General features: G+C 67.0%; 26 protein-coding genes. 19 read left to right on the top strand and 7 right to left on the bottom strand.

Going from position 1 to position 23,925, the window contains the following annotated elements; all coding sequences use genetic code 11:
* Positions 1–500: 500 nt before the first annotated feature.
* Complete coding sequence (gene miaB / locus ACFQ0E_RS17240; RefSeq protein ID WP_386825951.1) at positions 501–1,892, bottom strand: tRNA (N6-isopentenyl adenosine(37)-C2)-methylthiotransferase MiaB; 1,392 nt, start codon at positions 1,890–1,892, stop codon at positions 501–503.
* Between the two features lie 154 nt (positions 1,893–2,046).
* Here miaB and ACFQ0E_RS17235 point away from each other — a divergent pair, with 154 nt between their 5' ends.
* The 6 genes from ACFQ0E_RS17235 (at position 2,047) to ACFQ0E_RS17210 (ending at position 7,091) form a co-directional block, all read left to right on the top strand.
* On the top strand, positions 2,047–2,949 hold the full coding sequence (locus tag ACFQ0E_RS17235) for a transglycosylase SLT domain-containing protein (RefSeq protein ID WP_386825950.1): 903 nt from the start codon (positions 2,047–2,049) through the stop codon (positions 2,947–2,949).
* 226 nt (positions 2,950–3,175) lie between these two features.
* Positions 3,176–3,811, top strand: coding sequence for a ubiquinol-cytochrome c reductase iron-sulfur subunit (gene petA, locus ACFQ0E_RS17230; protein ID WP_386825948.1), 636 nt, complete (start codon positions 3,176–3,178; stop codon positions 3,809–3,811).
* A gap of 3 nt (positions 3,812–3,814) precedes the next feature.
* Complete coding sequence (locus ACFQ0E_RS17225; RefSeq protein WP_386825946.1) at positions 3,815–5,074, top strand: cytochrome b; 1,260 nt, start codon at positions 3,815–3,817, stop codon at positions 5,072–5,074.
* Between the two features lie 22 nt (positions 5,075–5,096).
* Positions 5,097–5,888 (top strand): cytochrome c1, encoded by a 792-nt coding sequence (locus ACFQ0E_RS17220; RefSeq protein ID WP_386826261.1) that lies wholly within the window; start codon positions 5,097–5,099, stop codon positions 5,886–5,888.
* A gap of 94 nt (positions 5,889–5,982) precedes the next feature.
* On the top strand, positions 5,983–6,600 hold the full coding sequence (locus ACFQ0E_RS17215) for a glutathione S-transferase N-terminal domain-containing protein (RefSeq protein ID WP_137852829.1): 618 nt from the start codon (positions 5,983–5,985) through the stop codon (positions 6,598–6,600).
* Positions 6,601–6,647: 47 nt separating this feature from the next.
* Positions 6,648–7,091: a ClpXP protease specificity-enhancing factor gene (locus tag ACFQ0E_RS17210; protein ID WP_386825944.1), complete on the top strand. Its 444-nt coding sequence runs from the start codon at positions 6,648–6,650 to the stop codon at positions 7,089–7,091.
* A gap of 10 nt (positions 7,092–7,101) precedes the next feature.
* Here the strand turns inward: ACFQ0E_RS17210 and ACFQ0E_RS17205 are convergent, their stop codons facing one another.
* Positions 7,102–7,446, bottom strand: coding sequence for a DUF3301 domain-containing protein (locus tag ACFQ0E_RS17205; RefSeq protein WP_386825943.1), 345 nt, complete (start codon positions 7,444–7,446; stop codon positions 7,102–7,104).
* Positions 7,447–7,593: 147 nt separating this feature from the next.
* Here ACFQ0E_RS17205 and ACFQ0E_RS17200 point away from each other — a divergent pair, with 147 nt between their 5' ends.
* Both ACFQ0E_RS17200 and ACFQ0E_RS17195 read left to right on the top strand, forming a co-directional pair.
* On the top strand, positions 7,594–8,349 hold the full coding sequence (locus ACFQ0E_RS17200) for an FHA domain-containing protein (RefSeq protein WP_386825942.1): 756 nt from the start codon (positions 7,594–7,596) through the stop codon (positions 8,347–8,349).
* A gap of 1 nt (position 8,350) precedes the next feature.
* Positions 8,351–8,629, top strand: a complete 279-nt coding sequence (locus tag ACFQ0E_RS17195) for a cytoplasmic protein (protein WP_386825940.1) — start codon at positions 8,351–8,353, stop codon at positions 8,627–8,629.
* Between the two features lie 36 nt (positions 8,630–8,665).
* Here the strand turns inward: ACFQ0E_RS17195 and nadC are convergent, their stop codons facing one another.
* Together nadC and ACFQ0E_RS17185 are read right to left on the bottom strand one after the other, a co-directional pair.
* Positions 8,666–9,535, bottom strand: a complete 870-nt coding sequence (nadC, locus tag ACFQ0E_RS17190) for a carboxylating nicotinate-nucleotide diphosphorylase (RefSeq protein WP_386825938.1) — start codon at positions 9,533–9,535, stop codon at positions 8,666–8,668.
* Positions 9,532–9,792, bottom strand: coding sequence for a Trm112 family protein (locus tag ACFQ0E_RS17185; RefSeq protein ID WP_386825936.1), 261 nt, complete (start codon positions 9,790–9,792; stop codon positions 9,532–9,534). The genes nadC and ACFQ0E_RS17185 overlap by 4 nt, the downstream gene beginning before the upstream one ends.
* A gap of 75 nt (positions 9,793–9,867) precedes the next feature.
* Between ACFQ0E_RS17185 and purE the strand changes: the two genes are divergently transcribed.
* Together purE and ACFQ0E_RS17175 are read left to right on the top strand one after the other, a co-directional pair.
* Positions 9,868–10,371: a 5-(carboxyamino)imidazole ribonucleotide mutase gene (gene purE, locus ACFQ0E_RS17180; RefSeq protein ID WP_386826260.1), complete on the top strand. Its 504-nt coding sequence runs from the start codon at positions 9,868–9,870 to the stop codon at positions 10,369–10,371.
* A gap of 43 nt (positions 10,372–10,414) precedes the next feature.
* Complete coding sequence (locus tag ACFQ0E_RS17175) at positions 10,415–11,557, top strand: 5-(carboxyamino)imidazole ribonucleotide synthase (RefSeq protein WP_386825935.1); 1,143 nt, start codon at positions 10,415–10,417, stop codon at positions 11,555–11,557.
* 79 nt (positions 11,558–11,636) lie between these two features.
* On the opposite strand, the gene ACFQ0E_RS17170 is transcribed toward ACFQ0E_RS17175, so the two are convergent.
* Both ACFQ0E_RS17170 and sodB read right to left on the bottom strand, forming a co-directional pair.
* Positions 11,637–12,053: a hypothetical protein gene (locus ACFQ0E_RS17170; RefSeq protein ID WP_386825934.1), complete on the bottom strand. Its 417-nt coding sequence runs from the start codon at positions 12,051–12,053 to the stop codon at positions 11,637–11,639.
* Between the two features lie 173 nt (positions 12,054–12,226).
* Entirely contained in the window at positions 12,227–12,805 is a 579-nt protein-coding gene (gene sodB, locus ACFQ0E_RS17165; protein ID WP_386825933.1) for a superoxide dismutase [Fe], read from the bottom strand.
* 137 nt (positions 12,806–12,942) lie between these two features.
* Here sodB and grxD point away from each other — a divergent pair, with 137 nt between their 5' ends.
* From grxD to ppnN, 5 genes are all read left to right on the top strand, one after another.
* Positions 12,943–13,263: a Grx4 family monothiol glutaredoxin gene (gene grxD / locus ACFQ0E_RS17160; RefSeq protein WP_137852820.1), complete on the top strand. Its 321-nt coding sequence runs from the start codon at positions 12,943–12,945 to the stop codon at positions 13,261–13,263.
* Positions 13,263–14,015: an SDR family NAD(P)-dependent oxidoreductase gene (locus tag ACFQ0E_RS17155; RefSeq protein WP_386825931.1), complete on the top strand. Its 753-nt coding sequence runs from the start codon at positions 13,263–13,265 to the stop codon at positions 14,013–14,015. The genes grxD and ACFQ0E_RS17155 overlap by 1 nt, the downstream gene beginning before the upstream one ends.
* A gap of 22 nt (positions 14,016–14,037) precedes the next feature.
* Entirely contained in the window at positions 14,038–14,625 is a 588-nt protein-coding gene (locus tag ACFQ0E_RS17150; protein ID WP_386825929.1) for a MarC family protein, read from the top strand.
* 357 nt (positions 14,626–14,982) lie between these two features.
* A complete protein-coding gene (locus ACFQ0E_RS17145; RefSeq protein ID WP_386825927.1) occupies positions 14,983–18,426 on the top strand; it encodes a TonB-dependent receptor in 3,444 nt (1,147 codons plus the stop codon).
* A gap of 177 nt (positions 18,427–18,603) precedes the next feature.
* A complete protein-coding gene (ppnN, locus tag ACFQ0E_RS17140; protein ID WP_386825926.1) occupies positions 18,604–19,986 on the top strand; it encodes a nucleotide 5'-monophosphate nucleosidase PpnN in 1,383 nt (460 codons plus the stop codon).
* Between the two features lie 33 nt (positions 19,987–20,019).
* Here the strand turns inward: ppnN and ACFQ0E_RS17135 are convergent, their stop codons facing one another.
* Positions 20,020–21,084: a sensor histidine kinase gene (locus tag ACFQ0E_RS17135; protein WP_386825924.1), complete on the bottom strand. Its 1,065-nt coding sequence runs from the start codon at positions 21,082–21,084 to the stop codon at positions 20,020–20,022.
* Between the two features lie 167 nt (positions 21,085–21,251).
* Between ACFQ0E_RS17135 and ACFQ0E_RS17130 the strand changes: the two genes are divergently transcribed.
* The 4 genes from ACFQ0E_RS17130 to ACFQ0E_RS17115 are packed head-to-tail and all read left to right on the top strand — an operon-like array spanning position 21,252 to position 23,912.
* A complete protein-coding gene (locus ACFQ0E_RS17130) occupies positions 21,252–21,851 on the top strand; it encodes a GspH/FimT family pseudopilin (RefSeq protein ID WP_386825922.1) in 600 nt (199 codons plus the stop codon).
* Complete coding sequence (pilV, locus tag ACFQ0E_RS17125) at positions 21,851–22,336, top strand: type IV pilus modification protein PilV (protein WP_386825920.1); 486 nt, start codon at positions 21,851–21,853, stop codon at positions 22,334–22,336. The genes ACFQ0E_RS17130 and pilV overlap by 1 nt, the downstream gene beginning before the upstream one ends.
* Positions 22,333–23,394, top strand: a complete 1,062-nt coding sequence (locus ACFQ0E_RS17120) for a PilW family protein (RefSeq protein WP_386825918.1) — start codon at positions 22,333–22,335, stop codon at positions 23,392–23,394. Before pilV ends, ACFQ0E_RS17120 begins: the two co-directional genes overlap by 4 nt.
* Complete coding sequence (locus ACFQ0E_RS17115; RefSeq protein WP_386825916.1) at positions 23,391–23,912, top strand: pilus assembly PilX family protein; 522 nt, start codon at positions 23,391–23,393, stop codon at positions 23,910–23,912. Before ACFQ0E_RS17120 ends, ACFQ0E_RS17115 begins: the two co-directional genes overlap by 4 nt.
* Positions 23,913–23,925 lie beyond the last annotated feature (13 nt).

Below are 23,925 nucleotides of genomic sequence, written 5' to 3'. Positions count from 1 at the left end.
GGATTCGTGCATCGCGATCACTCCCTGGTCCTGCCGTTCGGAACCGTCGTGCCCGCGCGGACGCTTTCGTCATCGTCCCGCGCGGTGCCTTCGTGCCGTCTGTTGCATGCCGCCGTCTTGCGCCATCTGCATGCGGCCATGCGCCGCTGTCGATTCCCTGCTCGTGTCGAGGACAGGCTGGAAGATGGTGACAACGTTGTCAACAGCGATTGCGCGACAATGCACAATCGCTCACAGAAATCGTGAATCGCTCTGCAGAAGTGTTCGACATGTGCGAGCGCACAATGCGAAAACGTGCGGAAAACCGATATCTCCGCGCAGCATGACCCGGGGTTTTCCTCGATGAAAACGCGATTGCTGCGATGTCTGGCCGATGACTGTCGTTGTTGCGCTGCAGAAGGACATTGGTGGACAGTGCGCTGCAGTGTCGCAGTCGTCGCTGGCGCGAATGCGATGGGCAGTGATTGGGTGGCGCAGCGGGGAGTCCGCTGCGCAGTGCGTCAGCCCGCGAGGCGGCCGCGCAGCGAATTGCTCATCGCATCGGTGATGAGCACATCGACGAATTGGCCGACCAGTTTCGCGCCGGTGGGCGTCGGAAAATTCACGAAGCGCATGTTCTCGGTGCGGCCGGCGAGTTCGTTCGGATCCTTCTTCGAGGGGCCTTCCACCAGCACGGTCTGCGTCGTGCCCACCATCGCCTGCGCGATGCGCTTCGCGTTGTCGTTGATCGCGGCCTGCAGGCGCGAGAGACGCGCGTGCTTCTCTGCATCGCTGACCGTGTCTTCCAGGTCGGCGGCGGGCGTGCCCGGGCGTCGCGAATAGATGAAGGAGAAGCTCTGGTCGAAGCCGACGTCCTCGATCAGCTTCATGGTCTTCTCGAAGTCCGCATCGGTCTCGCCGGGGAAGCCGACGATGAAGTCCGAGCTGATCGAGATGTCCGGACGCACCGCGCGCAGCTTGCGGATCTTCTGCTTGAATTCCAGTGCGGTGTAGCCTCGCTTCATCGCGCTGAGGATGCGGTCGCTGCCGGACTGCACCGGCAGGTGCAGGAAATTCGCGAGTTTCGGCACGTCGCGGTAGGCCTCGATCAGCGAGTCGCTGAACTCCAGCGGATGCGAGGTGGTGAAGCGGATGCGCTCCATGCCGTCGATCTCGGCCACGGCGCGGATCAGCAGGCCCAAGTCCGCGATCTCTCCGTCTCCGTACGGACCACGGTAAGCATTGACGTTCTGGCCGAGCAGGGTGACCTCGCGCACGCCCTGGGCGGCGAGCTGGGCGACCTCGACCAGCACGTCCTCGAACGGCCGGCTGACCTCCTCGCCGCGTGTGTAGGGCACCACGCAGAACGAGCAGTACTTCGAGCAGCCTTCCATGATCGAGACGAAAGCGGTCGGGCCTTCGGCGCGTGGCTCGGGCAGACGATCGAACTTCTCGATCTCCGGGAAACTGATGTCGACCTGCGGCTTGCCGGTCTCGCGCTTGGCGCGGAGCAGCTCGGGCAGGCGGTGCAGGGTCTGCGGCCCGAAGACCAGATCGACGAAGGGCGCGCGCTTGATGATCGCCTCGCCCTCCTGGCTGGCCACGCAGCCGCCGACGCCGATCACCACCGGCCGCTCGCCGCCCTTGAGCTGGCGCCAGCGGCCGAGCTGGCTGAACACCTTCTCCTGCGCCTTTTCGCGGATCGAGCAGGTATTGATCAGGATCACGTCGGCTTCTTCGGCGTTCTCCGTCATCACCATGCCTTCCTCGGCGCCCAGTACCTCGGCCATCTTCGCCGAGTCGTACTCGTTCATCTGGCAGCCGTGGGTCTGGATGTAGAGCTTCTTCGGGCCGGCGGCCGAGGGGGCGGAAGCGGCGGGGGCGGCCGCATCGGCGGCAAGCAGGTCGGTCATGGCGGTCTCCGGGGCGCGGCGCTGATGCCGGGCCGGTGATGGCGGGAAGGCCGGATAGTCTACGCGACGCCGTTCGCAGCCCATCGGGGAACCAATCGTCCTTTTGTCAATCAAGGACTTGGCAAACGTTCACAATCCGGAGACACTCCGCGCCATGCATCCGGTCCAGTCGATACTCGCATTCGGCATCCTGCTGGCGGCGGCCTGCGCCCTGCCTGCCCGGGCAGGGACCGTATACCGTTGCGAAAGCCCGGATGGCGGCCTGACCTACGCGAGCAAGCGCGTGCCTGGCGCGAAATGCCGGGCTGTCACCAGCTACACGCCATCGCCGGCCCCTGCGCGCGCAATGCCCGCGACGCCGCCCGCGCCAACCGCCGTGCCTGTGTCCGCCCCGGCCCCTGCCGCCACGGATGCCGTGTCCGCAGCGCCGGCCACGGGCGCGGCCGCGCCGACACCGGCCCCGATGCCGCGCCAGGGCACGACCCGGCGCGTGCAGGGGCAGGTCTACTCGTACATCAAGGACGGCGTCCGCCACTACACCAGTAAGCCGCCGAAGGGCGTGGTCGGCGCGACCGCGCTGCGCACGATCCCCTACAGCTTCGTCGAGACCTGCTATGCCTGCGCGCCGCTGCCCGGGGTCAACTTCGGCACCCTGCGCCTGAACACCGTGGCCTATGCCAACGAGATCCGCGCCGCCGCCCAGCAGCACGGGGTCGACGAGGCCATCGTCCGCGCGATCATCCACGCAGAATCCTCCTTCAACCCCAATGCGCTCTCCCGGGTCGGTGCCCAGGGGCTGATGCAGCTGATGCCCGCCACCGCGCGCCGGTTCGGGGTGAGCAACGCCTTCGACGCCAGCCAGAACATCCGTGGCGGGGTGCAGTACCTCGCCTGGCTGCTCAAGCGCTACAACGGCGACCTGACCCTGGCCGCCGCCGGCTACAACGCCGGCGAAGGCGCCGTCGACCGCTACAAGGGCGTGCCGCCCTACAGCGAGACCCGCCTCTACGTGCAGCGCGTCCGCGTGCTCGCCGACCGCTACCGCGGGGTCCTCTAGCGCCCCCTGCCTGCCGGAGTCCGGGTGGGCGGTAGCCCCCGGCTGAGACCCGCGTCGCCCTTTCCGCCCCGGCCGGAGGCGGGGATGGTCATCGGAAAGTCCATAACGATTGTCGGCGGATTCAGCGTTCCGTTACACTTCGGAGTCTTTGCAGGTCGGCTTCGGGGACGAGGTCGGTCGATCGCAAGCAGCCACATTCACGTAGCCACGTTTCGCGGAGTGCCGGATGGCAAAAGAAGTCTCGAGCGGGTCCGACCACCACGGTGGCGGCGCGCAACCGGTTGATGCGGGGCGTCGCCGCTTCCTGACCGCGTCCACCGCCGTGGTGGGTGCCGTCGGTGTCGCAGGTGCCGCCATACCGTTCATCAAGTCCTGGAATCCCAGCGCCCGCGCGAAGCTCGCCGGCGCGCCGGTGACCGTCGACATCAGCAGCCTGACCGAAGGCCAGCGCATCACCGCCGAGTGGCGCGGCCAGCCGATCTGGATCGTCAAGCGCTCCAAGGCCGTGCTGGAGGCCCTGCCGGGCCTCGACGGCACGCTGCGCGATCCCAAGTCCATGAATCCGGACCAGCAGCCCAAGTACGCGGTCAACGAATTCCGCTCGATCAAGCCGGAGATTTCGGTCCTTGTCGGCCTGTGCACCCACCTGGGCTGCTCGCCGGAGATGAAGGCCGAGATCCGCCCCGAGCCGTTCGATCCGGAATGGAAGGGCGGCTACTTCTGCCCCTGCCACAAGTCGAAGTTCGACATGGCCGGTCGCGTGTACCAGGGCGTCCCGGCGCCGACCAACCTCCCGGTGCCGCCGCACCATTTCGCCGACGACAACACCCTCGTCATCGGCGTCGATCCGCAGGGAGCGTAATCCATGTCCAACGTCCTGATGCGTACCGCCAACGGCGTGATTGACTGGGTGAACGAGCGCGCGCCGGCCCTGATGCCGGCGTACCGCAAGCACATGTCGGAATACTACGCGCCGAAGAACTTCAACCTCTGGTACTACTTCGGTTCGCTCGCGCTGCTGGTGCTGGTCAACCAGATCGTCACCGGTATCTTCCTCACGATGCACTACAAGCCGAGCGGCGCGGAAGCCTTCGCCTCGGTCGAGTACATCATGCGCGACGTCGAGTGGGGCTGGCTGATCCGCTACATGCACAGCACTGGCGCCTCGATGTTCTTCATCGTGGTCTACCTGCACATGTTCCGCGGCCTGATGTACGGCTCGTACCAGAAGCCGCGCGAACTGGTGTGGATCCTCGGCATGCTCATCTACCTCGTGCTGATGGCCGAAGCCTTCCTGGGCTACGTGCTGCCATGGGGCCAGATGTCGTTCTGGGGCGCGAAGGTGATCATCTCGCTGTTCGGCGCCATTCCGTACATCGGCGGCGCGCTGACTGAGTGGATCATGGGCGACTACCTGCCCAGCGACGCCACGCTCAACCGCTTCTTCGCGCTGCACGTGATCGCGCTGCCGCTGGTCCTGCTGCTGCTGGTCGTGCTGCACCTGGGCGCGCTGCATGAAGTCGGCTCGAACAACCCCGAAGGCGTCGACATCAAGAAGGGCCCGAAGGGCAACCGCTGGGATCCGAACAAGCCGACCGATGGCATTCCCTTCCACCCGTACTACACGGTCAAGGACATCTTCGGAGCCAGCTTCTTCCTGGTGATCTGTGCCTTCATCGTGTTCTTCGCGCCGGCCTTCGGCGGCTGGTTCCTCGAACACGACAACTTCACCGAAGCCAACCGCCTGGTCACCCCGGCGCACATCAAGCCGGTGTGGTACTACACGCCCTACTACGCGATGCTCCGTGTGGTCCCGGACAAGCTGGGCGGCGTGATCGTGATGTTCGCGGCGATCGCGATCCTGTTCCTGGTGCCGTGGCTCGATCGCGCCAAGGTCAGGTCCTACCGTTCGCGCGGCGCGCTGTCGTGGGCCATGCTCATCGGCTTCGCGATCAGCTTCGTGTGGCTGGGCAAGATCGGCGCCGGCCCGGGTACGGATCCGGTCGAGACCATCGTCGGCCGCGTCCTGACCATCTTCTACTTCCTGTTCTTCCTCACCATGCCGATCTGGACCAAGATCGACAAGACGAAGCCGGTCCCGGAACGGGTGACGATGCATGACTAAGCCAGCCACGATGAAGATCTCCATGCTCAAGCGTCTCGCGTTCGCGGCCTCCGCGCTGCTGCTGTCCGTGTCCGCCTACGCCGCCAGCGGCGGCGACACCGAACAGGCCGGCACCGACCTGGAAGACCGCGCTTCGCTGCAGCGCGGCGCGCAGCTGTACATGAACTACTGCGTCGCCTGCCACTCGCTGAAGTACATGCGCTACTCGCGCATCGCCGACGACCTGGGGCTGACCGAAGAACAGGTGATGTCCAGCCTGAACTTCACCGGCGCCAAGTTCGGCGAGCACGTGATCTCGCCGATGCCGGCTGCGGGCGGCGAGAAGTGGTTCGGCAAGGCGCCGCCGGACCTGACCCTGATCGCACGCGTGCGCGGCAGCGACTGGATCTACACCTACCTGAAATCCTTCTACCTGGACGAATCGCGCCCGCTCGGCTGGAACAACAAGCTGTTCCCGAACGTGTCGATGCCGAATCCGCTGTGGGAGATGCAGGGCAACCAGCGCCCGGTCTTCACCAAGAAGGAACCGACCGGCAAGAAGGACGACAAAGGTCAGCCGATCATGGGCTGCCCGCACGGCACCGCCGAGGCCGAAAGCGCGTGCATCAAGGAACTGGTGGTCTCGCAGAAGGGCACGCAGGATGCGCAGCAGTTCGCGCAGACCGCCCGCGACATCACCGCGTTCCTCGAATACGCCGCCGAGCCGGTCGCGCTCAAGCGGCAGAGCACCGGCGTGTGGGTGATCCTGTTCCTCTCGTTCTTCACCCTGCTGGCGTGGTTGCTGAAAAAGGAATACTGGCGCGACGTGCATTGATGACGCCGCGCATCCCTCGCTCTACGACATCTCGCGCGGGGCGGCCGGCTCGTCCGGTCGCCCTTCGTCTTTCTGAAGGTGGCTGAGTCTGCGTATGCGCAATACCCTGACCCTGTTTTCTTCCGTCGACGATGTGCTGTGCCATCGCGTGCGCCTCGTGCTCGCGGCCAAGGGCGTGTCCTACGATCTGGTGCCTGTCGACCCCCAGAATCCGCCCGAAGACCTGATTGATCTGAATCCCTACCACTCGGTGCCGACCCTCGTCGAACGCGACCTGGTGCTCTACGCCGCGTCGGTGGTCAGCGAATACCTCGACGAGCGCTATCCGCATCCGCCGCTGATGCCGATCGATCCGCTGTCCCGGGCGCGCCTGCGCCTGGCGATGCTGCGGATCGAGCACGACTGGGTGCCGCAGGTGCAGGCCGTGCAGTTCGGCAACAAGCCGCAGGCCGAAGCGGGCCGCAAGCGCCTGAAGGAACTGCTCACCGCCGCAGTGCCGCTGTTCCGCGCCAGCAAGTTCTTCCTCAACAACGAGATGAGCCTCGCCGACTGCGCGATGGCGCCGATCATCTGGCGCCTCGACTCGCTCGGCGTGCCACTGCCGAAGGACGGCAAGGCGATCGAGGACTACGGCAACCGCATTTTCCGCAACCCCGGCTTCGTCCGCAGCCTGACCCATCAGGAACGGAACCTGCGCGCGCTGCCTGCCTGAAATGCCGGGAGCGGCCCATCGCCGCGCCCGGGAGTAGACTGAATCCGATGAACGACGGCCAGCCACGCATGACCAGCAAGCGCCCCTACCTGCTCCGGGCGCTCCACGCGTGGATCGCGGACAATGGCATGACGCCGCACCTCGTGGTCGACGCCACCCGTCCGGGCGTGCAGGTGCCAGCCTTCGCGGTCAGCGATGGCCGCGTCGTGCTGAACGTGGCCGACCGTGCGGTCGTCGGGCTGGAGATGGGCAACGACCTGATCACCTTCACGGCGCGCTTCGGCGGCGTCAGCCACCCGGTCCGGGTACCTGTGTCGGCGGTGCTGCTGATCTACGCCCGCGAGACCGGGCATGCGATGGCGCTGCCCGAGGATGCCGAAGGCGTGGAAGCCGAGCTGGACGACGCGATCGACCCGCCTGGCGACGACGATGGCGGCGGGGATGCTTCGCCGACGCCGAAGCGCGGCGGCCACCTGCGCATCGTGAAATGATCCCGGCGGCTCAGCCGTCCTGCGGCGGCTGGCGGAAATCGACCACGCCGGTCGCCCGCACCGGACCGCTGAAGGACACCAGCCGATGCCCGCGCAGCACCAGGCGTGCGATGTGCCGGTCCATGCCGTCCTCGGAGTATTCGAAACGGAAGCTGCGCTCGAAGCCCAGCCAGCCGTCCTCGCGGCGGATCAGGCGCAGCCCGGTGGCATGCACGGTCTGGTCGATCAGCTGCACGCCAGCGGCGCGACAGGCCTCTCCGCCGAGGTGGATGGCGCGCTCGGCGGCGGCCCGCGATGCGCTCCAGAATGCGAACGACATCGCAGCGAGAATCATCAGGATCAGTAAAGTCGGCATCTTGAAATCTTAATATTCTGTTGGTTTGCGCCATGCTGTCCGTACGCCCGGGTTTGGGTGCACGCGGGGAAGGCGCGAGAAGCAGGATGAATGTAATCTGCGGCCATGCGGTTGCCGATGCAATCCCCGCCCCCCGGAGCGCCATCCATGATGAAACTCGTTTTCGCCGCCGATCACTCGCAGCATCTCCTCGAACAGGGGGTGAAGCGGGTCGGCTCCGCGCCGGATGCCGATATCGTCCTGCGCGGCGAGGGGATCCTGCCGCAGCACGGCGAGCTGCATGTCACCGCCAACGGCGTGATGCTCAAGGTCATGCGCGATGCGCCGACCACGGTGAACCAGCGGCCGGTGGATGGCCTGATTTCGCTCCGCCCCGATGACGTGATCGGCTTCGGACCGATCTCCGCCAGCATCGTCGCCATGGAAACCACGCCGGCGGGCGCGCGTCCTGCGGTGCCGATGATCGACGATGTCGGTACCACCACCGTGCGTGCCGCGCTGCCCAAGTACGCGCTGCGCGCCCAGAACGGACGCATGCTCGGCCGCACGTTTCCGCTCACCGGCGCCACCGTCATCGGGCGCGCCGCCGAATGCCAGCTGCGCGTCGAGGATTCCAGCCTGTCGCGCAAGCACGCCAAGCTGATTCCGACCAACGAAGGCGTGGTCGTCGAAGACCTGGGCTCGACCAACGGCAGCTTCGTCAACGGTACGCGCGTGCAGCGCAGCGTGGCCCGGGCCGGCGACGAGATCGGCTTCGACACCCTCCGTTTCAAGCTCTTCGAGCTCGGCCAGGAAGGCATGTCCACTTCGGAATCCGCCAGCGCCGGCAAGTCGCCCGCCCCGTGGATCTGGATCGTCGCCGCCGTGGTCCTGATCGCCGTCGTGCTGGTGGTCCTGCTCTGACGTGGGCCACCACGATCCGTCACTGAAGGGCGCGCACGATCGATCGTCCCTGCATCGCGACGAACTGCAGCGCAGCGATATCTGCGGCTGTTTCTACTGCTGCGGCGAGTTCGAGCCGCGCGACATCCACGAATGGGTTGACGAGTGCGACAAGGGCGTCGGCCAGACTGCCCTGTGCCCGCGCTGCGGTGTGGACTCGGTGATCGGTTCCGCGTCGGGCTATCCCATCACCCAGGACTTCCTCGCGCGGATGCGCGCGTACTGGTTCAGCGGAGCATGACAGCGGGACCTGACAGCGGACCCTGACGCGCCGGGGTCAGCCCGGCGGCGGACCCAGCTTCAGCGACAGGTCGATCGCGCGCACATGCTTGGTCAGTGCGCCGATCGAGATGCAGTCGACGCCGTCTTCGGCAATCGCGCGCAGCGTGGTCATGTCGACACCGCCGGACACTTCCAGCGGGATGCGTCCGTCGTAGGGTGCGGACTTCGCGATGCGCACGGCTTGGCGCCGTGTCTCCGCGTCGAAGTCGTCGATGAGAATCCGCGTGCAGCCGGCGTCCAGCGCCTCGCGCAGTTGTTCCAGCGTTTCCACTTCCACGATCAGCGGCAGCGACGGATGCTGCGCGCGGGACGCGTTGACCGCGCCGGTCAGCGAGCCGTAGGCGCGGATATGGTTTTCCTTGAGCATCACCGTGTCGTACAGCGCGATGCGGTGGTTCATGCCGCCGCCGGCGCGCACGGCGTATTTCTGCGCGATACGCAGGCCGGGGATGGTCTTGCGGGTGTCGAGGATCCGCGCATCGGTGCCGCGCACGGCATCCACGTATTGCGCGGTGACCGTGGCGGTGCCGCTCAGGGTCTGCAGGAAATTGAGCGAGGCGCGCTCGGCGCTGACCAGTGCACGACTGCGGCCGGCGAGGGTGGCGATGACCGTGCCTTTCGCGACGCGCTCGCCTTCCTCGATGCGCCAGTCGATGCGGACCTCGGGATCGAGCGCGCGGTGGCAGGCGTCGAACCACGGACGGCCGCAGATCACCGCGTCTTCCTTGCACAGCAGGTAGGCGATGTCGGGGCTGTCGGGCAGCAGCGATGCGGTGACGTCGCCCGTGCCCAGATCCTCGGCCAGCGCTGCGGCGACGTTCGCCGCGACGACCTCGGCCGCTGGCGGTGCGAGGCAGTCCGTCACGCCGCGTCCGCCTGGGCGAAGGCGATGCCTTCCTCGACCAGCAGCACGGGGATGCCGTCGTCGACGCGGTACACCGTCCTGCGGTCGCGGGTGACCAGTGCTTCGCGCAAGGGCTCGGACTGCGGGCTGTCGTCGTTGCGCTTCACCTGCCCGGCGGCGATGGCCCGGTTGAGCTGTTCGAGACCGGCGGCCTCCAGCAGGGCGAGCGGTTGCCGGGAAGAGGGGCACACCAGGAGATCGAGCAGCTTGCGGTCCATGGGAGGCGGGGTGGTTCGCGGGAATGCCGGGGACCGCTAGAATACGTTTTTAACCGGGGGACGACCATGTCAACCATGCCCGAGGGTACGCAGGCGCCGCTGGTAGGCGTCGTGATGGGCTCCCGTTCCGACTGGGACACCATGCAGCACGCGGTCGCCAGGCTCGAAGCCCTGGGCGTGCCGCACGAAGTCCGCGTGGTCTCCGCGCACCGCACGCCGGACGTGCTGTTCGACTACGCCGCCACTGCGCATGCACGCGGCCTGCGCGCGATCATCGCCGGCGCAGGCGGCGCGGCGCACCTGCCGGGCATGCTCGCCTCGAAGACCGCCGTGCCGGTGCTGGGCGTGCCGGTGCAGAGCAAGGCGCTCAACGGCATGGATTCGCTGCTGTCGATCGTGCAGATGCCCGCAGGCATTCCGGTCGGCACCTTCGCCATCGGCAATGCCGGCGCCGCGAATGCCGGCCTGTTCGCCGCCGCGATGCTCGCGCATGAATATCCCGCGATCGGCGCCGCGCTCGACGCCTTCCGCGCCAAGCAGACGCAGGATGTCGTCGACAACGACGATCCGCGCACCTGATCCGCGCACCCGATTCGCGCATTGATCCCAACAGACGATCCCCATGACCACCGTCGGCATTCTCGGAGGCGGGCAGCTGGCCCGCATGCTCGCGCTCTCCGGCGCACCCCTCGGCCTGCGTTTCCGCGTCCTCGACACCGTCGCCGACGCCTGCGCAGGACAGTTCGCGCCGCTGATCGTCGGCGATTACCGCGACGAGTCCGCGCTGACCGAATTCGCGTCGCAGGTGGACGTGGCCACGTTCGATTTCGAGAACGTGCCCGCCGAATCCGCGCAGTGGCTGAGTGCGCGCATCCCGGTGTTCCCGAATCCGCGCGCGCTGGGCATCGCCCAGGACCGCCTGGCCGAGAAGACCCTGTTCCGCGAGCTCGGCATTCCCGTACCCGATTTCGCCGACGTCCCCGATCGCGCCGCGCTGGACGCGGCGGTCGCGGCGATCGGCACGCCCTGCATCCTCAAGACGCGCCGCCTCGGCTACGACGGCAAGGGCCAGTTCCGGATCAAGACGCCGGGCGATGTCGAGGCTGCGTGGGATGCGCTCGGCGCACAGGCCGCCACGGTCGGGCTGATCCTCGAAGGCTTCGTCCCGTTCGATCGTGAACTGAGCGTGGTCGCCGTGCGTGGTCGCGACGGCGAATTCCGCGCCTGGCCGCTGACCGAGAACTGGCATGTCGACGGCGTGCTCTCCGCTAGCCTCGCGCCCGCACGCGTGGACGCGGACATGGCCGAACACGCCTACGCGCATGCGCGCGCGCTGGCCGATGCGCTGGATTACGTCGGCGTGTTCGCACTCGAACTGTTCTGCCGCGACGGCGTGCTGCTTGCGAACGAACTCGCGCCCCGCGTGCACAACTCCGGGCACTGGACGATCGAAGGCAGCGAGACCTCGCAGTTCCAGAACCACCTCCGCGCGGTGCTGGGCCTGCCGCTCGGCGACACGCGCATGGTTGGCCACGCCTGCATGCTCAACTGGATCGGCACCATGCCCGACGCCAGTGGCGTGCTGCGCGAAGCCGGCGGCCACTGGCACGATTACGGCAAGGAACCGCGCGCCGGTCGCAAGGTTGGCCACGCCACGCTGCGCGCGGAGACGCCCGCCGAACTCGCCGAAGCCCTTGCGCGCGTCGGCGCGGCGCTGGGGCGCGAAGCGCAGGTGTCGCCAGTGGTGGCGGTGCTCGCTTCCTGAGCCGGCGCGTCATCGCAATGGAAAACGGCCGGGATATCCCGGCCGTTTTCGTTGGTACCTGCGACTGCGGGTTCAGGGCTCAGCGACACCGCCCGTAGCGATCCGGCGATGCGCCCGGACCGCCGCGCCAGCCCGGCGGGTTTTCCCAGTTCGTGCCGCGTCCGCCGATCGGGCCCGGCGGATTGCGGTCGTTGTCGAACCAGCAGCGACGCGCCTGGTTCCAGAAGCCGTAGCGTGGATGCCAGTAGCCATAGCCTGGGTGGAAGTAGTAACTGCCGTCGCGGATGACGAACGTGTAGCGCTTGCCGTGATGGCGGTAGTAGCGACGATCCGGCGATGTGCCGGGACCGCCGCGCCAGCCCGGCGGGTTTTCCCAGTTCGTGCCGGGGCCTCCGCGCGGTCCGGGCGGGTTGTGGTCGCGATCGCGCGCGGCGGCGCTGCCGGCGACAGTGAAGGCAAGGAGGGCGGCGGCGAGGATCGAGGCGGTGCGTGTCATCGGGGACTCCCGTTGCGGAATGCCACCGGTGAATGCCTGGGTAGGTCGAATCGTTGACGGTTTGATCTGCCGCGTTCACCTCGCGGTTCGATGCCTGTCGGTTCGCTGAATGTTGCAAACGAGAACGGCCGGGTTTCCCCGGCCGTTCTCGGTGTTGCGTATCGATGCAGGGCTTACTTCATCTGCGATGCGACGAAGTCCCAGTTCACCAGGTTCCAGAACGCTTCGACGTACTTCGGACGCGCGTTGCGGTAGTCGACGTAGTAGGCGTGTTCCCACACGTCGCAGGTCAGCAGCGGGGTGTCGTCGCCGGTCAGCGGCGTGGCGGCGTTGGAGGTGCTCACCAGGGCCAGCGAACCGTCCGGACGCTGCACCAGCCAGCCCCAGCCCGAACCGAAGGTGCCGACCGAGGTCTTGGTGAACTCTTCCTTGAACTTGTCGAAGCTGCCGAACGTGGCGTTGATGGCATCGGCCAGCTTGCCGGTCGGGGCGCCGCCACCGTTGGGCTTCAGGCAGTTCCAGTAGAACGTGTGGTTCCACACCTGTGCGGCGTTGTTGAACATGCCGCCCTGCGACTTGCGGACGATCTCCTCCAGCGAGAGGTTCTCGAACTCCGTGCCGGCGATCATGTTGTTGAGGTTGGTGACGTAGGTCTGGTGGTGCTTGCCGTAATGGAAATCGATGGTTTCCGCGGAGATGTGCGGTTCCAGGGCGGTGCGGTCGTAGGGCAGGGCTGGCAGCTCGATGGCCATGGGGCGGGCTCCTTGAGGCGGGGTGGGCGCGCCGGGCAGGCCCCGGGTCGCGCGAAGGCTTACAATGGGCGGCCATTCTAACCCCACGGCGGCCGGACGAACCCCGCTCCCGCCCGAACAGCCCCAGGAGACAGACCATGCCGGTTTTGGAACGCATCCAGTCCGAGATCGAATCCCATCCGATCGTCCTCTTCATGAAGGGCACGCCGCAGTTCCCGATGTGCGGCTTCTCCAGCCGGACCTCGCAGGCGCTCAAGCTCGCCGGCGCGAGCGACTTCCACAGCGTCAACGTGCTCGAAGACCCCGAAGTGCGCGCCAACCTGCCGCGCTTCTCCAACTGGCCGACCTTCCCGCAGCTGTTCATCAACGGCGAACTGATCGGCGGCTGCGACATCACGCTGGAACTCTACGAATCCGGCGAACTGGCGCGCATGATCGCCGAGGCGCAGAAGGCCTGATGTCGCAGGCGTTCGCCATCGAGGCCGCCGCGCCGCGCGCCCTGTCGGGACGCGTGGTGCTCGTGGTCGGCGCGCACGGCGCGCTGGGCCACGCCTCCGCGCTGGCCTGCGCGGACGCCGGTGCGACCGTGGTCCTGCTCGGCCGCAAGGTGCCCAAGCTCAACCGCGTGCACGACGCCATCGTGCGCGCCGGCGGCGAAGCCCTGCTGTATCCGCTCGACCTGGAAGGCGCTACGCCCGACGACTACGCCGAGATGGCCGAGCGCATCGGCGACGGGTTGGGCCGTCTCGACGGCGTCCTGCACTGCGCCGCGCATTTCGGCGGCCTCACGCCGCTGGAAAACACCGATCCGGCTGATTTCGCACGCTCGATCCACGTCAACCTCACCGCGCGCTGGTGGCTGACCCAGGCCTGCCTGCCGCTGATGCGCAGCGCGGAGGATGCCTCCGTCGTGTTCGCCATCGATGGCGCAGCAGGGCAGGGCGGTGCCTACTGGGGCGCCTATGGCGTCGCGCAGTCGGCGCTCGCCGCGCTGGTCGGTACCCTGCACGCCGAACTGGCGAATTCGCCGGTGCGCGTCGCGGGCCTCGCTCCGGGGCCGATGCGCACGACCCTGCGTTCGAAGGCCTTCGTCGAGGATGCCGAACCGCAGGCGCGCGCCGCCGCAGAGGTCGCTCCTGCATGCGTCCACCTGTTGTCCGCCGCCGGCATCGACCGTCGCGGTCAGGTCTGGGCACCTTTCTCCATTTGATCTCCGCCACGGGAGTGGATCGATGACGATCGCATCGGCTGCACTGCTGCTGTTCCTGATCCTCGATCCGCTGGGCAATGTCCCGGTCTTCCTCAGCATGCTGCGCAGTCTGCCGCCGCGCCGTCAGCGCATCGTGCTCGCGCGCGAACTGCTCATCGCGCTCGGCGTGCTGATGGCCTTTTTGTGGTGCGGCAAGTACGCACTCGAACTGATGCACCTCCGCCAGGAGTCGGTGTCGATCGCCGGCGGCATCGTGCTGTTCCTGATCGGCATCCGCATGATCTTCCCGCCGCCGGAAGGCCTGATGGGCGAGATTCCCGACGGCGAGCCCTTCATCGTGCCGATGGCCATCCCGCTGGTGGCCGGCCCGTCGGGCATGGCGGCGGTGATCCTGATGGGCAGCAAGGACCCCGCGCGACTGGGCGACTGGAGCCTCGCGCTGGTCATCGCCTGGGCCGCGACGGCCGCTATCCTGTTTTCCGCGACCTATCTCTACAAGTGGCTCGGCATGCGCGTGCTCACCGCGCTCGAACGCCTGATGGGCATGCTGCTGGTCGCGATCTCGGTGCAGATGCTGATGGACGGCGTCGCTGCCTTCCTCGCCGGCTGAAGGGCGACCGGGCCCGCGTCCGAGCCCGCATTGGAGCCCGTTTCGGGGTCCCGGCCGGGCCGCATACTGGTCGCAGAAATGATTGCGGCGTGACATTCAAGTGATGCATGAACACTGTTCAGCCAATGATTTCAATGGCTTACGGTTTCATTCGCTGTCATTTGCCTGTCATTCCCGTTCGTTATCGTGTTAACCTATCCTTAACCCGTACCGGTGCGCATGTCGTCGCGCATGCCACCCGGAACCGGTCAGGTCTTCCCCACGCTGTGATCGCTGTGCTTCATGCGCCGGCGGTCTGCCGTACGCCACGACATTTCTGCATCGTTTCCGCATCGTTCTCCACCGAGGCCAAGAACAATGAACCACACCAACCGTCTCCGACTCTCCAAACTGTCGATCGGGCTGATCGTCGCGCTCGCCGCGGCGCCGGCTTTCGCCCAGAACACCACCGCCGCGATCGGCGGACAGGTGCTCGGATCCGATGGTCAGCCCGTCGCCGGCGCTGAAGTCACGATCGTCCACACCGAGTCGGGCACGGTCAGCCGTGCGGTCACCGATGCCAACGGCCGCTACAACGCCCGCGGCCTGCGCGTCGGCGGTCCGTACAAGGTCACCGCGAACAAGGAAGGCGCCGGTACCCAGACCGAGAGCGACATCTACCTCGCCCTCGACCAGACCTCGCAGATCGACATCTCGATCGGCAGCGCAGAACTCGACGCCATCCGCGTGACCGGCACCGCCGGCCCGCAGATCTTCAGCTCCGACAAGATGGGCGCCGGCACCGCGATCAGCCGCGCCGATCTCGACAACTACGCCTCGGTCCAGCGCAACCTGCAGGACTACGTGCGCTTCGATCCGCGCATCTCGCAGACCGACAAGGAGCGCGGCGAAATCTCCGCCGGCGGCCAGAACTCGCGCTACAACTCGATCACCATCGACGGCGTCGCGACCAACGACACCTTCGGCCTGGAAGCCAACAACCTGCCGACCGCCAAGCAGCCGATCTCGATCGACGCCATCCAGTCGGTGCAGGTCAACATCTCGAACTACGACGTCACCCAGAAGGGCTACACCGGCGCGAACATCAACGCCGTGACCAAGTCGGGCACCAACGACTTCAAGGGTTCGGTGTACTACATCTATCGCGACGACCGCGGCGCCGGTCGCCGTTTCAACCGCACCACCGGCGCCTACTTCGATGCACCGGAGTTCGAGGAAGACACCAAGGGCTTCACCTTCGGCGGCCCGCTGCTGAAGGACCGCCTGTTCTTCTTCGCCGCCTACGAAGAGCTGACCAGCACGCGCAGCACGCCTGAATTCGGCCCGCTGGGCAGCGCCCGCACCAACGTGGCGATCACGCAGAGCGCCATCACCGGCGCGCAGAACATCGCCAGCACGAACTACAGCGTCGACATCGGTTCGACCGAAGCCTCCGGCGCCGAGCTCGAAGTCACCGACGCCCTGCTCAAGCTCGATGCCAACATCGGCGAGCGCCACCGCGCCAGCCTGCGCTGGAGCAAGACCGAGCAGACCGATCCGATCTATCCGACCTTCTTCAACAACGCGATCTCGCTGAGCTCGCACTGGTACAACCAAGAGAAGGTGATCGAGACCTACGTCGGTGAATTCTTCTCCGACTGGAACGACACGTTCTCGACCGAGTTCAAGGCCTCGTACCGCGACTACGTCAGCACGCCGATCAACAATTCCGACCTGCCGCAGATCCGCCTGAACTTCGCGGGCGCGCTGCCCGCCGGTTCGCCGGCCGTCGCCAGCACCTCGGCCGGCCTGGTCTTCGGTACGGAGCGCAGCCGTCACTTCAACGACCTGTCCACCGAGACCTGGAACTTCTACGCCGCCGGTACGCTGTTCCTCGGCGACCACACCGTGAAGTTCGGCGCCGACTACGACGACAACACCGTCTACAACGCGTTCCTGCAGGACACCAAGGGCAACTACACCTTCGCCTGCATCAACGGTGCGGCCGGTTTCTACCAGTTCCAGGCCGGTGCGCTGACCTGCAACACCGCCACGCGTGCGCAGAACGAAGCGGCCGTGCTCGAGAACTTCCGCCGCGGTCGTCCGACCAGCTACTCGGTCCAGGTCGGCGCCCCCGGCTTCACCCTCGGCGACGGCGTGGCCGAGTGGGACTACCAGAACCTCGGCCTGTTCCTGCAGGACACCTGGGCGGTCAACGAGAACCTGACCATCACCGCCGGCATCCGCGTCGACCGCAAGGGCATGGCCCAGAAGCCGCTGTTCAACGCCGCCGCCGCCGCGGCCGTCGTGCCGGGCACGCTGACCGGTTCGACCACGCCGCAGAACGGCACGGTCACCCGCGCCACCGGCGGTTTCGGCCTGCGCAACGACGTCACGCTCGACGGCGACAGCCTGTTCCAGCCGCGCCTGGGCTTCAACTACACCTTCTCGACCGAGCGCGCCATGCAGCTGCGCGGCGGCATCGGCCTGTTCGAAGGCGCCGCCGCCAACGTGTGGCTGTCGAACCCGTACTCCAACACCGGTATCGCCACCCGCGTGATCGGCTGCGGCATCGCCGGTTTCGCTGCCTGCCCGACCACCGACGGCCTGTTCACGCCGAACACCAACGCGCAGCCGACCAGCTTCGCCGGCACCACGCCTGCGGCCAACGTCGACTTCCTCTCGCCCGACCTCGCCCAGCCCTCGGTGTGGAAGGCGAACATCGCGTTCGAACACGAGCTGCCGTGGTGGAACATGACCGCCGGCATCGAGTACATCCGGACCGAAGTGCAGGACGGCATCTACTACAAGCACCTGAACCTCGGTAATCCGACCCGCCAGGGCAGCGACGGCCGCAACCTGTACTACACGCCGCAGGGTTACAACGGCGCCTGCTGGAACGCCAACGGTTCGAACATCACCAACGGTGCCTGCACCGGCTTCCGCAACCGCGCGCTCAGCAACGCCAACTTCGCCAACGTGCTGGTCGCCGAGCGCACCGGCAAGGGCTACGGCGACAACCTGACCCTGTCGCTGCAGGGCCATTTCATGGATGACTGGCGCTGGGGCCTGGGTTATTCCTACACCCGCGCCAAGGAAGTCAGCCCGCTGACCTCCTCGGTGTCGAACTCGAACTGGAACTCGGTGGCGGTGTACAACCCGAACGAGGAAGTCGCCGCGAATTCGGCCTACATGATCCGCGACCGCTTCACCGGCCAGCTGAACTGGGAGCACAAGTTCTTCGGCGACAACAAGACCACGGTCGGCGTGTTCTATGAAGGCCGCAAGGGCAAGCCGTACAGCTGGATCTACAACAACGACCTCAACGGCGACGGCATCACCAACGACCTGATGTACATCCCGACCCGCGCCGGCTCGGGCGAAGTGGTGTTCCGCGACGTCAACGCCAGCGGCAGCGCCGCCGACGAAGAAGCGCTGTTCTGGCAGATCGCGAACGCCAACGGCCTGAACCGCTATGCCGGCGGCGTGGTCGAGCGCAACAGCTCGTACGGCGACTGGGTGCACAACTTCGACGTGCGCATCAGCCAGGAATTCCCGGGCTTCTTCAAGGGCAACAAGATCCTCCTGGCGCTCGACATCCTCAACTTCGGCAATCTGCTGAACAAGGACTGGGGTCGCATCGACGAGATCGCCTTCCAGGCGCAGGGTGGCCTGGCGCGCAGCTTCGTGAACTACCAGGGTCTGGACGCCAACGGCCGCTACATCTACGGCGTCAACGGTGAAGTCGAGGACTACGTGACCCGCCAGCAGCGCGGCGAGTCGCAGTGGGCCGCCCAGCTGACCCTGAAGTACATGTTCTGATCGGATGCCTGCATCCGCGGCGCCGCCAAGGCGTCGACGTGGTATGTACGACGGCCGGGGAATCCCCGGCCGTCGTCGTTTGCGAGCCCTGGTTTTCCGGGGCGGACAGGGCGCTGTCCATCGCCGTTTTCCTGCGATAAAGTCCACGGGCACACAACGAAGACGACGATACGAACGATGACCCACGAGACTGTTTCCATCCTCCCCACCGTCGATGCGCACATCTACCCGCGCGGTGCGCTCGACGTCCTGTCACGCGACGAGGTCGCGCGCCTGCGCGACGCGTCGAGCGGCGGCATGCACGAACTGCTGCGCCGCTGCGCGCTGGCGGTGCTGACCAGCGGCAGCGCGTCGGACGACCCGCGCGCGGCGCGCGAGCTGTATCCCGATTTCGACATCCAGGTGCTGCAGCAGGATCGCGGCGTCCGGATCGAGCTGGTGAAGGCGCCGGCCACGGCCTTCGTCGACGGCGAGATCATCCGCGGTGTCGCGGAGCTGCTGTTCGCGGTGGTGCGCGACCTCGCGTACACGGCGATCGAGCTGCGTGAAGGCGGCCCGCGCAACCTGGTCTCGTCCGAAGGCATCACCGACGCGGTGTTCGGCCTGCTGCGCAATGCACGGATCCTGCACCCGATCGACCCGAACCTGGTGGTCTGCTGGGGCGGCCATTCGATCAACCGTGACGAATACCTCTACACCAAGCAGGTCGGCTACGAGCTGGGCCTGCGCGGCCTGGACATCTGCACCGGCTGCGGCCCGGGCGCGATGAAGGGGCCGATGAAGGGGGCGACGATCGCGCATGCCAAGCAGCGCCATCGCCGCATGCGCTACATCGGCATCACCGAGCCGGGCATCATCGCGGCGGAGTCGCCGAACCCGATCGTCAATCACCTGGTGATCATGCCGGACATCGAGAAGCGTCTCGAAGCCTTCGTCCGCATGGGCCACGGCATCATCGTCTTCCCGGGCGGCGTCGGCACCGCCGAGGAAATCCTCTACCTGCTCGGCATCCTGCTGCAGGAAGAGAACGCGAACCTGCCGTTCCCGCTCATCCTCACTGGTCCGGCAGCGTCGGCGCCGTATTTCGAGCAGATCGACAAGTTCCTGCGCCTCACCCTCGGCGAGGTCGCGACCTCGCGCTACGAGATCATCGTCGCCGATCCGGCGAAGGTCGCGAAGAAGATGGCGAGCGGCATCCGCAAGGTGCGCGAGAACCGCATCGTCGAGAAGGATTCGTTCTTCTTCAACTGGTCGCTGGAGATCCCGCTGGCGTTCCAGCAGCCGTTCGTGCCGACCCATGAAGCGATGGCGGCGCTGGACCTGCACCACGGCCGCAAGCCGGCCGAGCTCGCTGCGGACCTGCGCCGTGCGTTCTCGGGCATCGTCGCCGGCAACGTGAAGGAAGACGGCATGCGCCGCATCGAGGAATTCGGCCCGTTCAAGATCCACGGCGATACCGACATGATGCAATCCCTCGACGCCCTGCTGCGCGCCTTCGTCGAACAGCGGCGCATGAAGATCTCGGGCGCGTACCGCCCGTGCTACGAGGTGGTGGCCTGAGGTCGATCGAAATAGACGGCCAGCCGGCGGCGCTCAGCGCGCCGCCGGCAGCCGTACGGTCACCGTGAAGCGGCCGTCGGCGGAGCGCACGTCCACGCCGCCCCGGCCTTCGGTGGACGCCTCGATCTGCGCCAGCGAGGAGGGCAGGCCGACGTTGTGGCCGCGGCTCTCGCCGGCCGCGCGCGCGTCCGGCATCGGGTTGTCGATCACCACGATCACGCTGTCGTCGCGCGCCTCGACCTCGATGTCGATGTCGCCGCCGCCGGGGATGCGCTCGATGCCGTGCTTGATCGCGTTCTCGACCAGCGGCTGCAGCGACAGCGACGGCACCATGATCTCCGGCATCGGTACGGGCATGCGCCAGCGCACTCGCAGGCGGTCGCGGAAGCGCAGCGCCTCGATTTCCAGGTAGCGCTCGATCAGGGCGATCTCTTCGCGCAGCGGGATTTCACGTGGGCCGGCCAGCGCCGCGCGGAACAGATCTGCCAGGTCCAGCAACAGCTTTTCGGCGTCGTCCGGCCGGTTGTGGACCAGCGCCGCGCCGGTGTTGAGGGTGTTGAACAGGAAATGCGGACGCACGCGGGCCTGCAGGGCAGCCAGTTCCGCCTGTTTGGCGCGCACCGCGAACTGGCGTGCGCGCCAGTGGTTCTGGAACGCCGCCAGCGCCAGCAGGCTGACGATCAGCGTGATGCCTGCCGTACGCAGGTAGGTGTCGCTGCGCTGGTGTTCCGGGACCCGCCACAGCTCGCCCAGCACCAGGTTGCTCGCCACCATCACGCCGATCCCGCTCAGCAACAGCAGCGCGACCGTGAAGTAGGCGATGAACAGCGGCTTGGCGTTGCGCAGCCGCGAACGCAGCAGGTAAAGCCCGCCGAGCGTGAGCAGGCAGACCCAGAGCACCATCAGCGAGAGCAGGCCGAAACGGATCCAGCGGCCCTCGGGTTCGTCGGAGGCCAGCGTGAGGATGGCGGCCAGGCCTTCCGCTGCCAGCACGACCCAGATCACCACGCCGCCCTGCCAGAGCGCATCGAGCGGGGAGGAGGCGTGGGTGGGCGCGGGAGCGGTTGCCGGGGCAGGGGGGCGTGCGGGCTGCGTCATGCCGCCATCATGCCCTGCGTCACAGGCTTCGGTGCAGAGGATGCACGGGCGCTTGGCAGCGGTGCCGCTCATGCCACGGTGCCGGCCGCCCATCGGCGGTGGCGGGCGATGCGCTGGCGACTACCCGAGGGCCCGCCTATCCTCCCTCCATCACGTTCGGAGGTCAGATGGGCATCATCCGTCGAAAGAGTCCCGCACCCGGGGGGCATCGCGCCAGCCATGGCTTCACCCTGATCGAGCTGATGGTCACGCTGGGTGTCCTGGCGGTGGTGATCGGCATCGGCATCCCGTTGTTTTCCACCATGACCAACGGCAACCGCCTGACCGGCGCCGCGAACGAAGCAGTGGCGGCCTTCCAGATCGCGCGCAGCGAGGCGATCCGCCGCAATGTCCGCACCGTGCTGTGCGAAAGCATCGATTCCACGACCTGCAGGAATGGTTCGCCCTGGCGCGGCTGGATCGTGTTCACGGATTTCAACCGCAACAACATCCCCGATGCCGGCGAGATCATGCGCACCGGCACCTTCGAGGGACCGCTGGTGGTCCTTGCCAGCAGCAACATCCCCAACAATCGCGTGGTGTTCCGCGCCGATGGCCTGGCCTACAACGACAACGCCCTGCTGGAGGCCAACCTGCGCATCTGCCTCCCGGTGAACCAGCCGGAGACCAATGCCCGCGACATCGCCATCACCCTCGGCGGCCGCGTCGGCGTGAAGGCGCCGGTCGATGCCGCCGGCAACACCTGTCCCGCTCCAGGAAACATCTGATGGGTACTCGACCGAATTCCTCCCGCATCGCCTCCGGTCGCCGTCGCGCGCCGCGTACCGCCGCCCATGCCCGGGGTGTCGGCCTGATCGAGGTGCTCGTCGCCGTGCTGGTGCTGGCCATCGGCCTGCTCGGCGTGGCCGCGCTGCAGGCGACCGCGCTGCGCAACAGCCAGAGCTCGCTGGAGCGCAGCCAGAGCGTCATCCACATCTATTCGATCTTCGACGCCATGCGCGCGAACGCCGATGCGGCGCGCGGCGGGGCCTACAACATGCCGCTCACCTGCGCGGTGCCGGGCGGCGGATCCATCACCGCGAACGACCAGCGGCAGTGGATCCAGACCATCCAGGACAACCTCGGCCCCACCGCCTGCGGCCAGGTGCGCTGCGACGGACCCACCTGCACCATCCTGGTGCGCTGGGACGACTCGCGTGCGGGCGGCGCTTCCGCACAGACCTATTCCTTCTCGACGACGTCCCGCATATGAGCCGAACGACTTCCCATCGCCGTCAGCGCACATCCCGGGCGGGTTTCCGCACGGCCTCGGGCGTTCGCGGCTTCAGCCTGATCGAGCTGATGATCGCGCTGATGCTCGGCCTGCTGGTCGTGGTCAGCGCCGGCGCCATCTTCATCTCGAACCGCCAGACCTACCGCGCCACCGAAGGCCTGGGCCGCGTGCAGGAAAACAGCCGCATGGCCTACGAGCTGATGGCCCGCGACATCCGCGAAGCCGGCGGCAATCCCTGCGGCAAGAACCTGCTGTTCGTGAACGTGCTCAACCCCACGGCCGACTGGTGGGCGAACTGGAATCGCGGCATCACCGGCTACGAAGGCGGCGTCGCCTCGCCGGGGACCGCCTTCGGCACCGGCGTCGGCAACCGCATCGCGGGTACCGATGCCGTCGATGTCATGTCGGGCGACAACTCCAGCGGCGTGACCGTGGTCAATCACAACCCCAGTGCCGCGCAGTTCCAGCTCAACACTGCGAATCACGTCCTGGACGATTCGGACATCGCGATCGTCTGTGACAACCGCCAGATGACCCTGTTCCAGGTGACCAACGCGCAGCCGGGCACCAATGAAGTGGTGGTGCATAACACCGGCAACACCGCGACGCCGGGCAACTGCACCAAGGGCCTGGGCTACCCGCCGCCCAAGTCGTGCCCGGATGCGCTCGGCACGCCTTACACCTACGGCGCCAATGCCACCATCGCCCGCCTGCACGCCGTGCGCTGGTACATCGGCCGCAACCGCAACGGCACGAACTCGCTGTTCCGCGTCTCGCTGGGCAACAACGGCGCGGGTGGTGCGGTGACGACCAACCAGGAAATCGCCGAGGGCGTCGAGAACATGCAGCTGCAGTATCTGCTCTCGGGTGCGGGCGCGTATGTCGATGCATCGCTCGTTCCGCCCGCGCGCTGGGCCGAGGTCACCGCCGTGCGCATCGCGCTGAACGTCGCCAGCACCGATCGCGCCGGCGTCGGCAATGTCCGCCTGCAACGCACCATCGCCCACACCGCCACGCTCCGGAATCGTCTGCCATGATCCGCCGTCCCTTCACCCGTTCGTCCAACAGCCAGCGCGGCGCGACGCTCGTCGTCGTGCTCATCCTGCTGCTCCTGATGACCCTGCTGGGCCTGGCGAGCCTGCGTGGCACCATCCTGGAGGAGCGCATGACCGCGAACCTCCTCGATCGCGGCATGGCGTTCCAGGTGGCCGAAGCCGGTCTTCGCGAAGCCGAGGCGCTGCTCGATCCGCAGCCCGCCTTTCCGGGCAGCGGCTGCGTCAATGGCCTGTGCGGTACGCCCGATCCGGCGGCGACCGAACGCTGGCTCGATCCCGGCATGGCCTGGCGTACCGGCACCGTCGTCGATGCGAGCATGGATCCGCCGCAGTTCTTCATCGAGAACATGGGCCTCGGCGTCAACTGGCCCAAATGCGATGCCCTCCCCGAAAACAAGCGCAGCCCGCAGTGCGAGACCCCACGCTTCCGCGTGACTTCGCGCAGCGCGCAGGACGGCCGAGCCTCGGTCATCCTGCAGGGCATGTACGCCGGCAAATAACCGAGAGATGCCG

The organism is Lysobacter brunescens (assembly GCF_042677005.1).
Classification (GTDB): domain Bacteria; phylum Pseudomonadota; class Gammaproteobacteria; order Xanthomonadales; family Xanthomonadaceae; genus Lysobacter_I; species Lysobacter_I brunescens.
Note: the sequence above shows the minus strand (reverse complement) of the source record. Positions and strands in the feature narration are given on the sequence as shown.

What these genes read in the sequence shown, in the direction of transcription:
- miaB (WP_386825951.1), bottom strand. Translation starts at nt 1,892, where the DNA reads ATGACCGACCTGCTTGCCGCCGATGCGGCCGCCCCCGCCGCTTCCGCC.
- ACFQ0E_RS17235 (WP_386825950.1), top strand. Translation starts at nt 2,047, where the DNA reads ATGCATCCGGTCCAGTCGATACTCGCATTCGGCATCCTGCTGGCGGCG.
- petA (WP_386825948.1), top strand. Translation starts at nt 3,176, where the DNA reads ATGGCAAAAGAAGTCTCGAGCGGGTCCGACCACCACGGTGGCGGCGCG.
- ACFQ0E_RS17225 (WP_386825946.1), top strand. Translation starts at nt 3,815, where the DNA reads ATGTCCAACGTCCTGATGCGTACCGCCAACGGCGTGATTGACTGGGTG.
- ACFQ0E_RS17220 (WP_386826261.1), top strand. Translation starts at nt 5,097, where the DNA reads ATGCTCAAGCGTCTCGCGTTCGCGGCCTCCGCGCTGCTGCTGTCCGTG.
- ACFQ0E_RS17215 (WP_137852829.1), top strand. Translation starts at nt 5,983, where the DNA reads ATGCGCAATACCCTGACCCTGTTTTCTTCCGTCGACGATGTGCTGTGC.
- ACFQ0E_RS17210 (WP_386825944.1), top strand. Translation starts at nt 6,648, where the DNA reads ATGAACGACGGCCAGCCACGCATGACCAGCAAGCGCCCCTACCTGCTC.
- ACFQ0E_RS17205 (WP_386825943.1), bottom strand. Translation starts at nt 7,446, where the DNA reads ATGCCGACTTTACTGATCCTGATGATTCTCGCTGCGATGTCGTTCGCA.
- ACFQ0E_RS17200 (WP_386825942.1), top strand. Translation starts at nt 7,594, where the DNA reads ATGATGAAACTCGTTTTCGCCGCCGATCACTCGCAGCATCTCCTCGAA.
- ACFQ0E_RS17185 (WP_386825936.1), bottom strand. Translation starts at nt 9,792, where the DNA reads ATGGACCGCAAGCTGCTCGATCTCCTGGTGTGCCCCTCTTCCCGGCAA.
- purE (WP_386826260.1), top strand. Translation starts at nt 9,868, where the DNA reads ATGCCCGAGGGTACGCAGGCGCCGCTGGTAGGCGTCGTGATGGGCTCC.
- ACFQ0E_RS17175 (WP_386825935.1), top strand. Translation starts at nt 10,415, where the DNA reads ATGACCACCGTCGGCATTCTCGGAGGCGGGCAGCTGGCCCGCATGCTC.
- ACFQ0E_RS17170 (WP_386825934.1), bottom strand. Translation starts at nt 12,053, where the DNA reads ATGACACGCACCGCCTCGATCCTCGCCGCCGCCCTCCTTGCCTTCACT.
- sodB (WP_386825933.1), bottom strand. Translation starts at nt 12,805, where the DNA reads ATGGCCATCGAGCTGCCAGCCCTGCCCTACGACCGCACCGCCCTGGAA.
- grxD (WP_137852820.1), top strand. Translation starts at nt 12,943, where the DNA reads ATGCCGGTTTTGGAACGCATCCAGTCCGAGATCGAATCCCATCCGATC.
- ACFQ0E_RS17155 (WP_386825931.1), top strand. Translation starts at nt 13,263, where the DNA reads ATGTCGCAGGCGTTCGCCATCGAGGCCGCCGCGCCGCGCGCCCTGTCG.
- ACFQ0E_RS17150 (WP_386825929.1), top strand. Translation starts at nt 14,038, where the DNA reads ATGACGATCGCATCGGCTGCACTGCTGCTGTTCCTGATCCTCGATCCG.
- ACFQ0E_RS17145 (WP_386825927.1), top strand. Translation starts at nt 14,983, where the DNA reads ATGAACCACACCAACCGTCTCCGACTCTCCAAACTGTCGATCGGGCTG.
- ppnN (WP_386825926.1), top strand. Translation starts at nt 18,604, where the DNA reads ATGACCCACGAGACTGTTTCCATCCTCCCCACCGTCGATGCGCACATC.
- ACFQ0E_RS17135 (WP_386825924.1), bottom strand. Translation starts at nt 21,084, where the DNA reads ATGACGCAGCCCGCACGCCCCCCTGCCCCGGCAACCGCTCCCGCGCCC.
- ACFQ0E_RS17130 (WP_386825922.1), top strand. Translation starts at nt 21,252, where the DNA reads ATGGGCATCATCCGTCGAAAGAGTCCCGCACCCGGGGGGCATCGCGCC.
- pilV (WP_386825920.1), top strand. Translation starts at nt 21,851, where the DNA reads ATGGGTACTCGACCGAATTCCTCCCGCATCGCCTCCGGTCGCCGTCGC.
- ACFQ0E_RS17120 (WP_386825918.1), top strand. Translation starts at nt 22,333, where the DNA reads ATGAGCCGAACGACTTCCCATCGCCGTCAGCGCACATCCCGGGCGGGT.
- ACFQ0E_RS17115 (WP_386825916.1), top strand. Translation starts at nt 23,391, where the DNA reads ATGATCCGCCGTCCCTTCACCCGTTCGTCCAACAGCCAGCGCGGCGCG.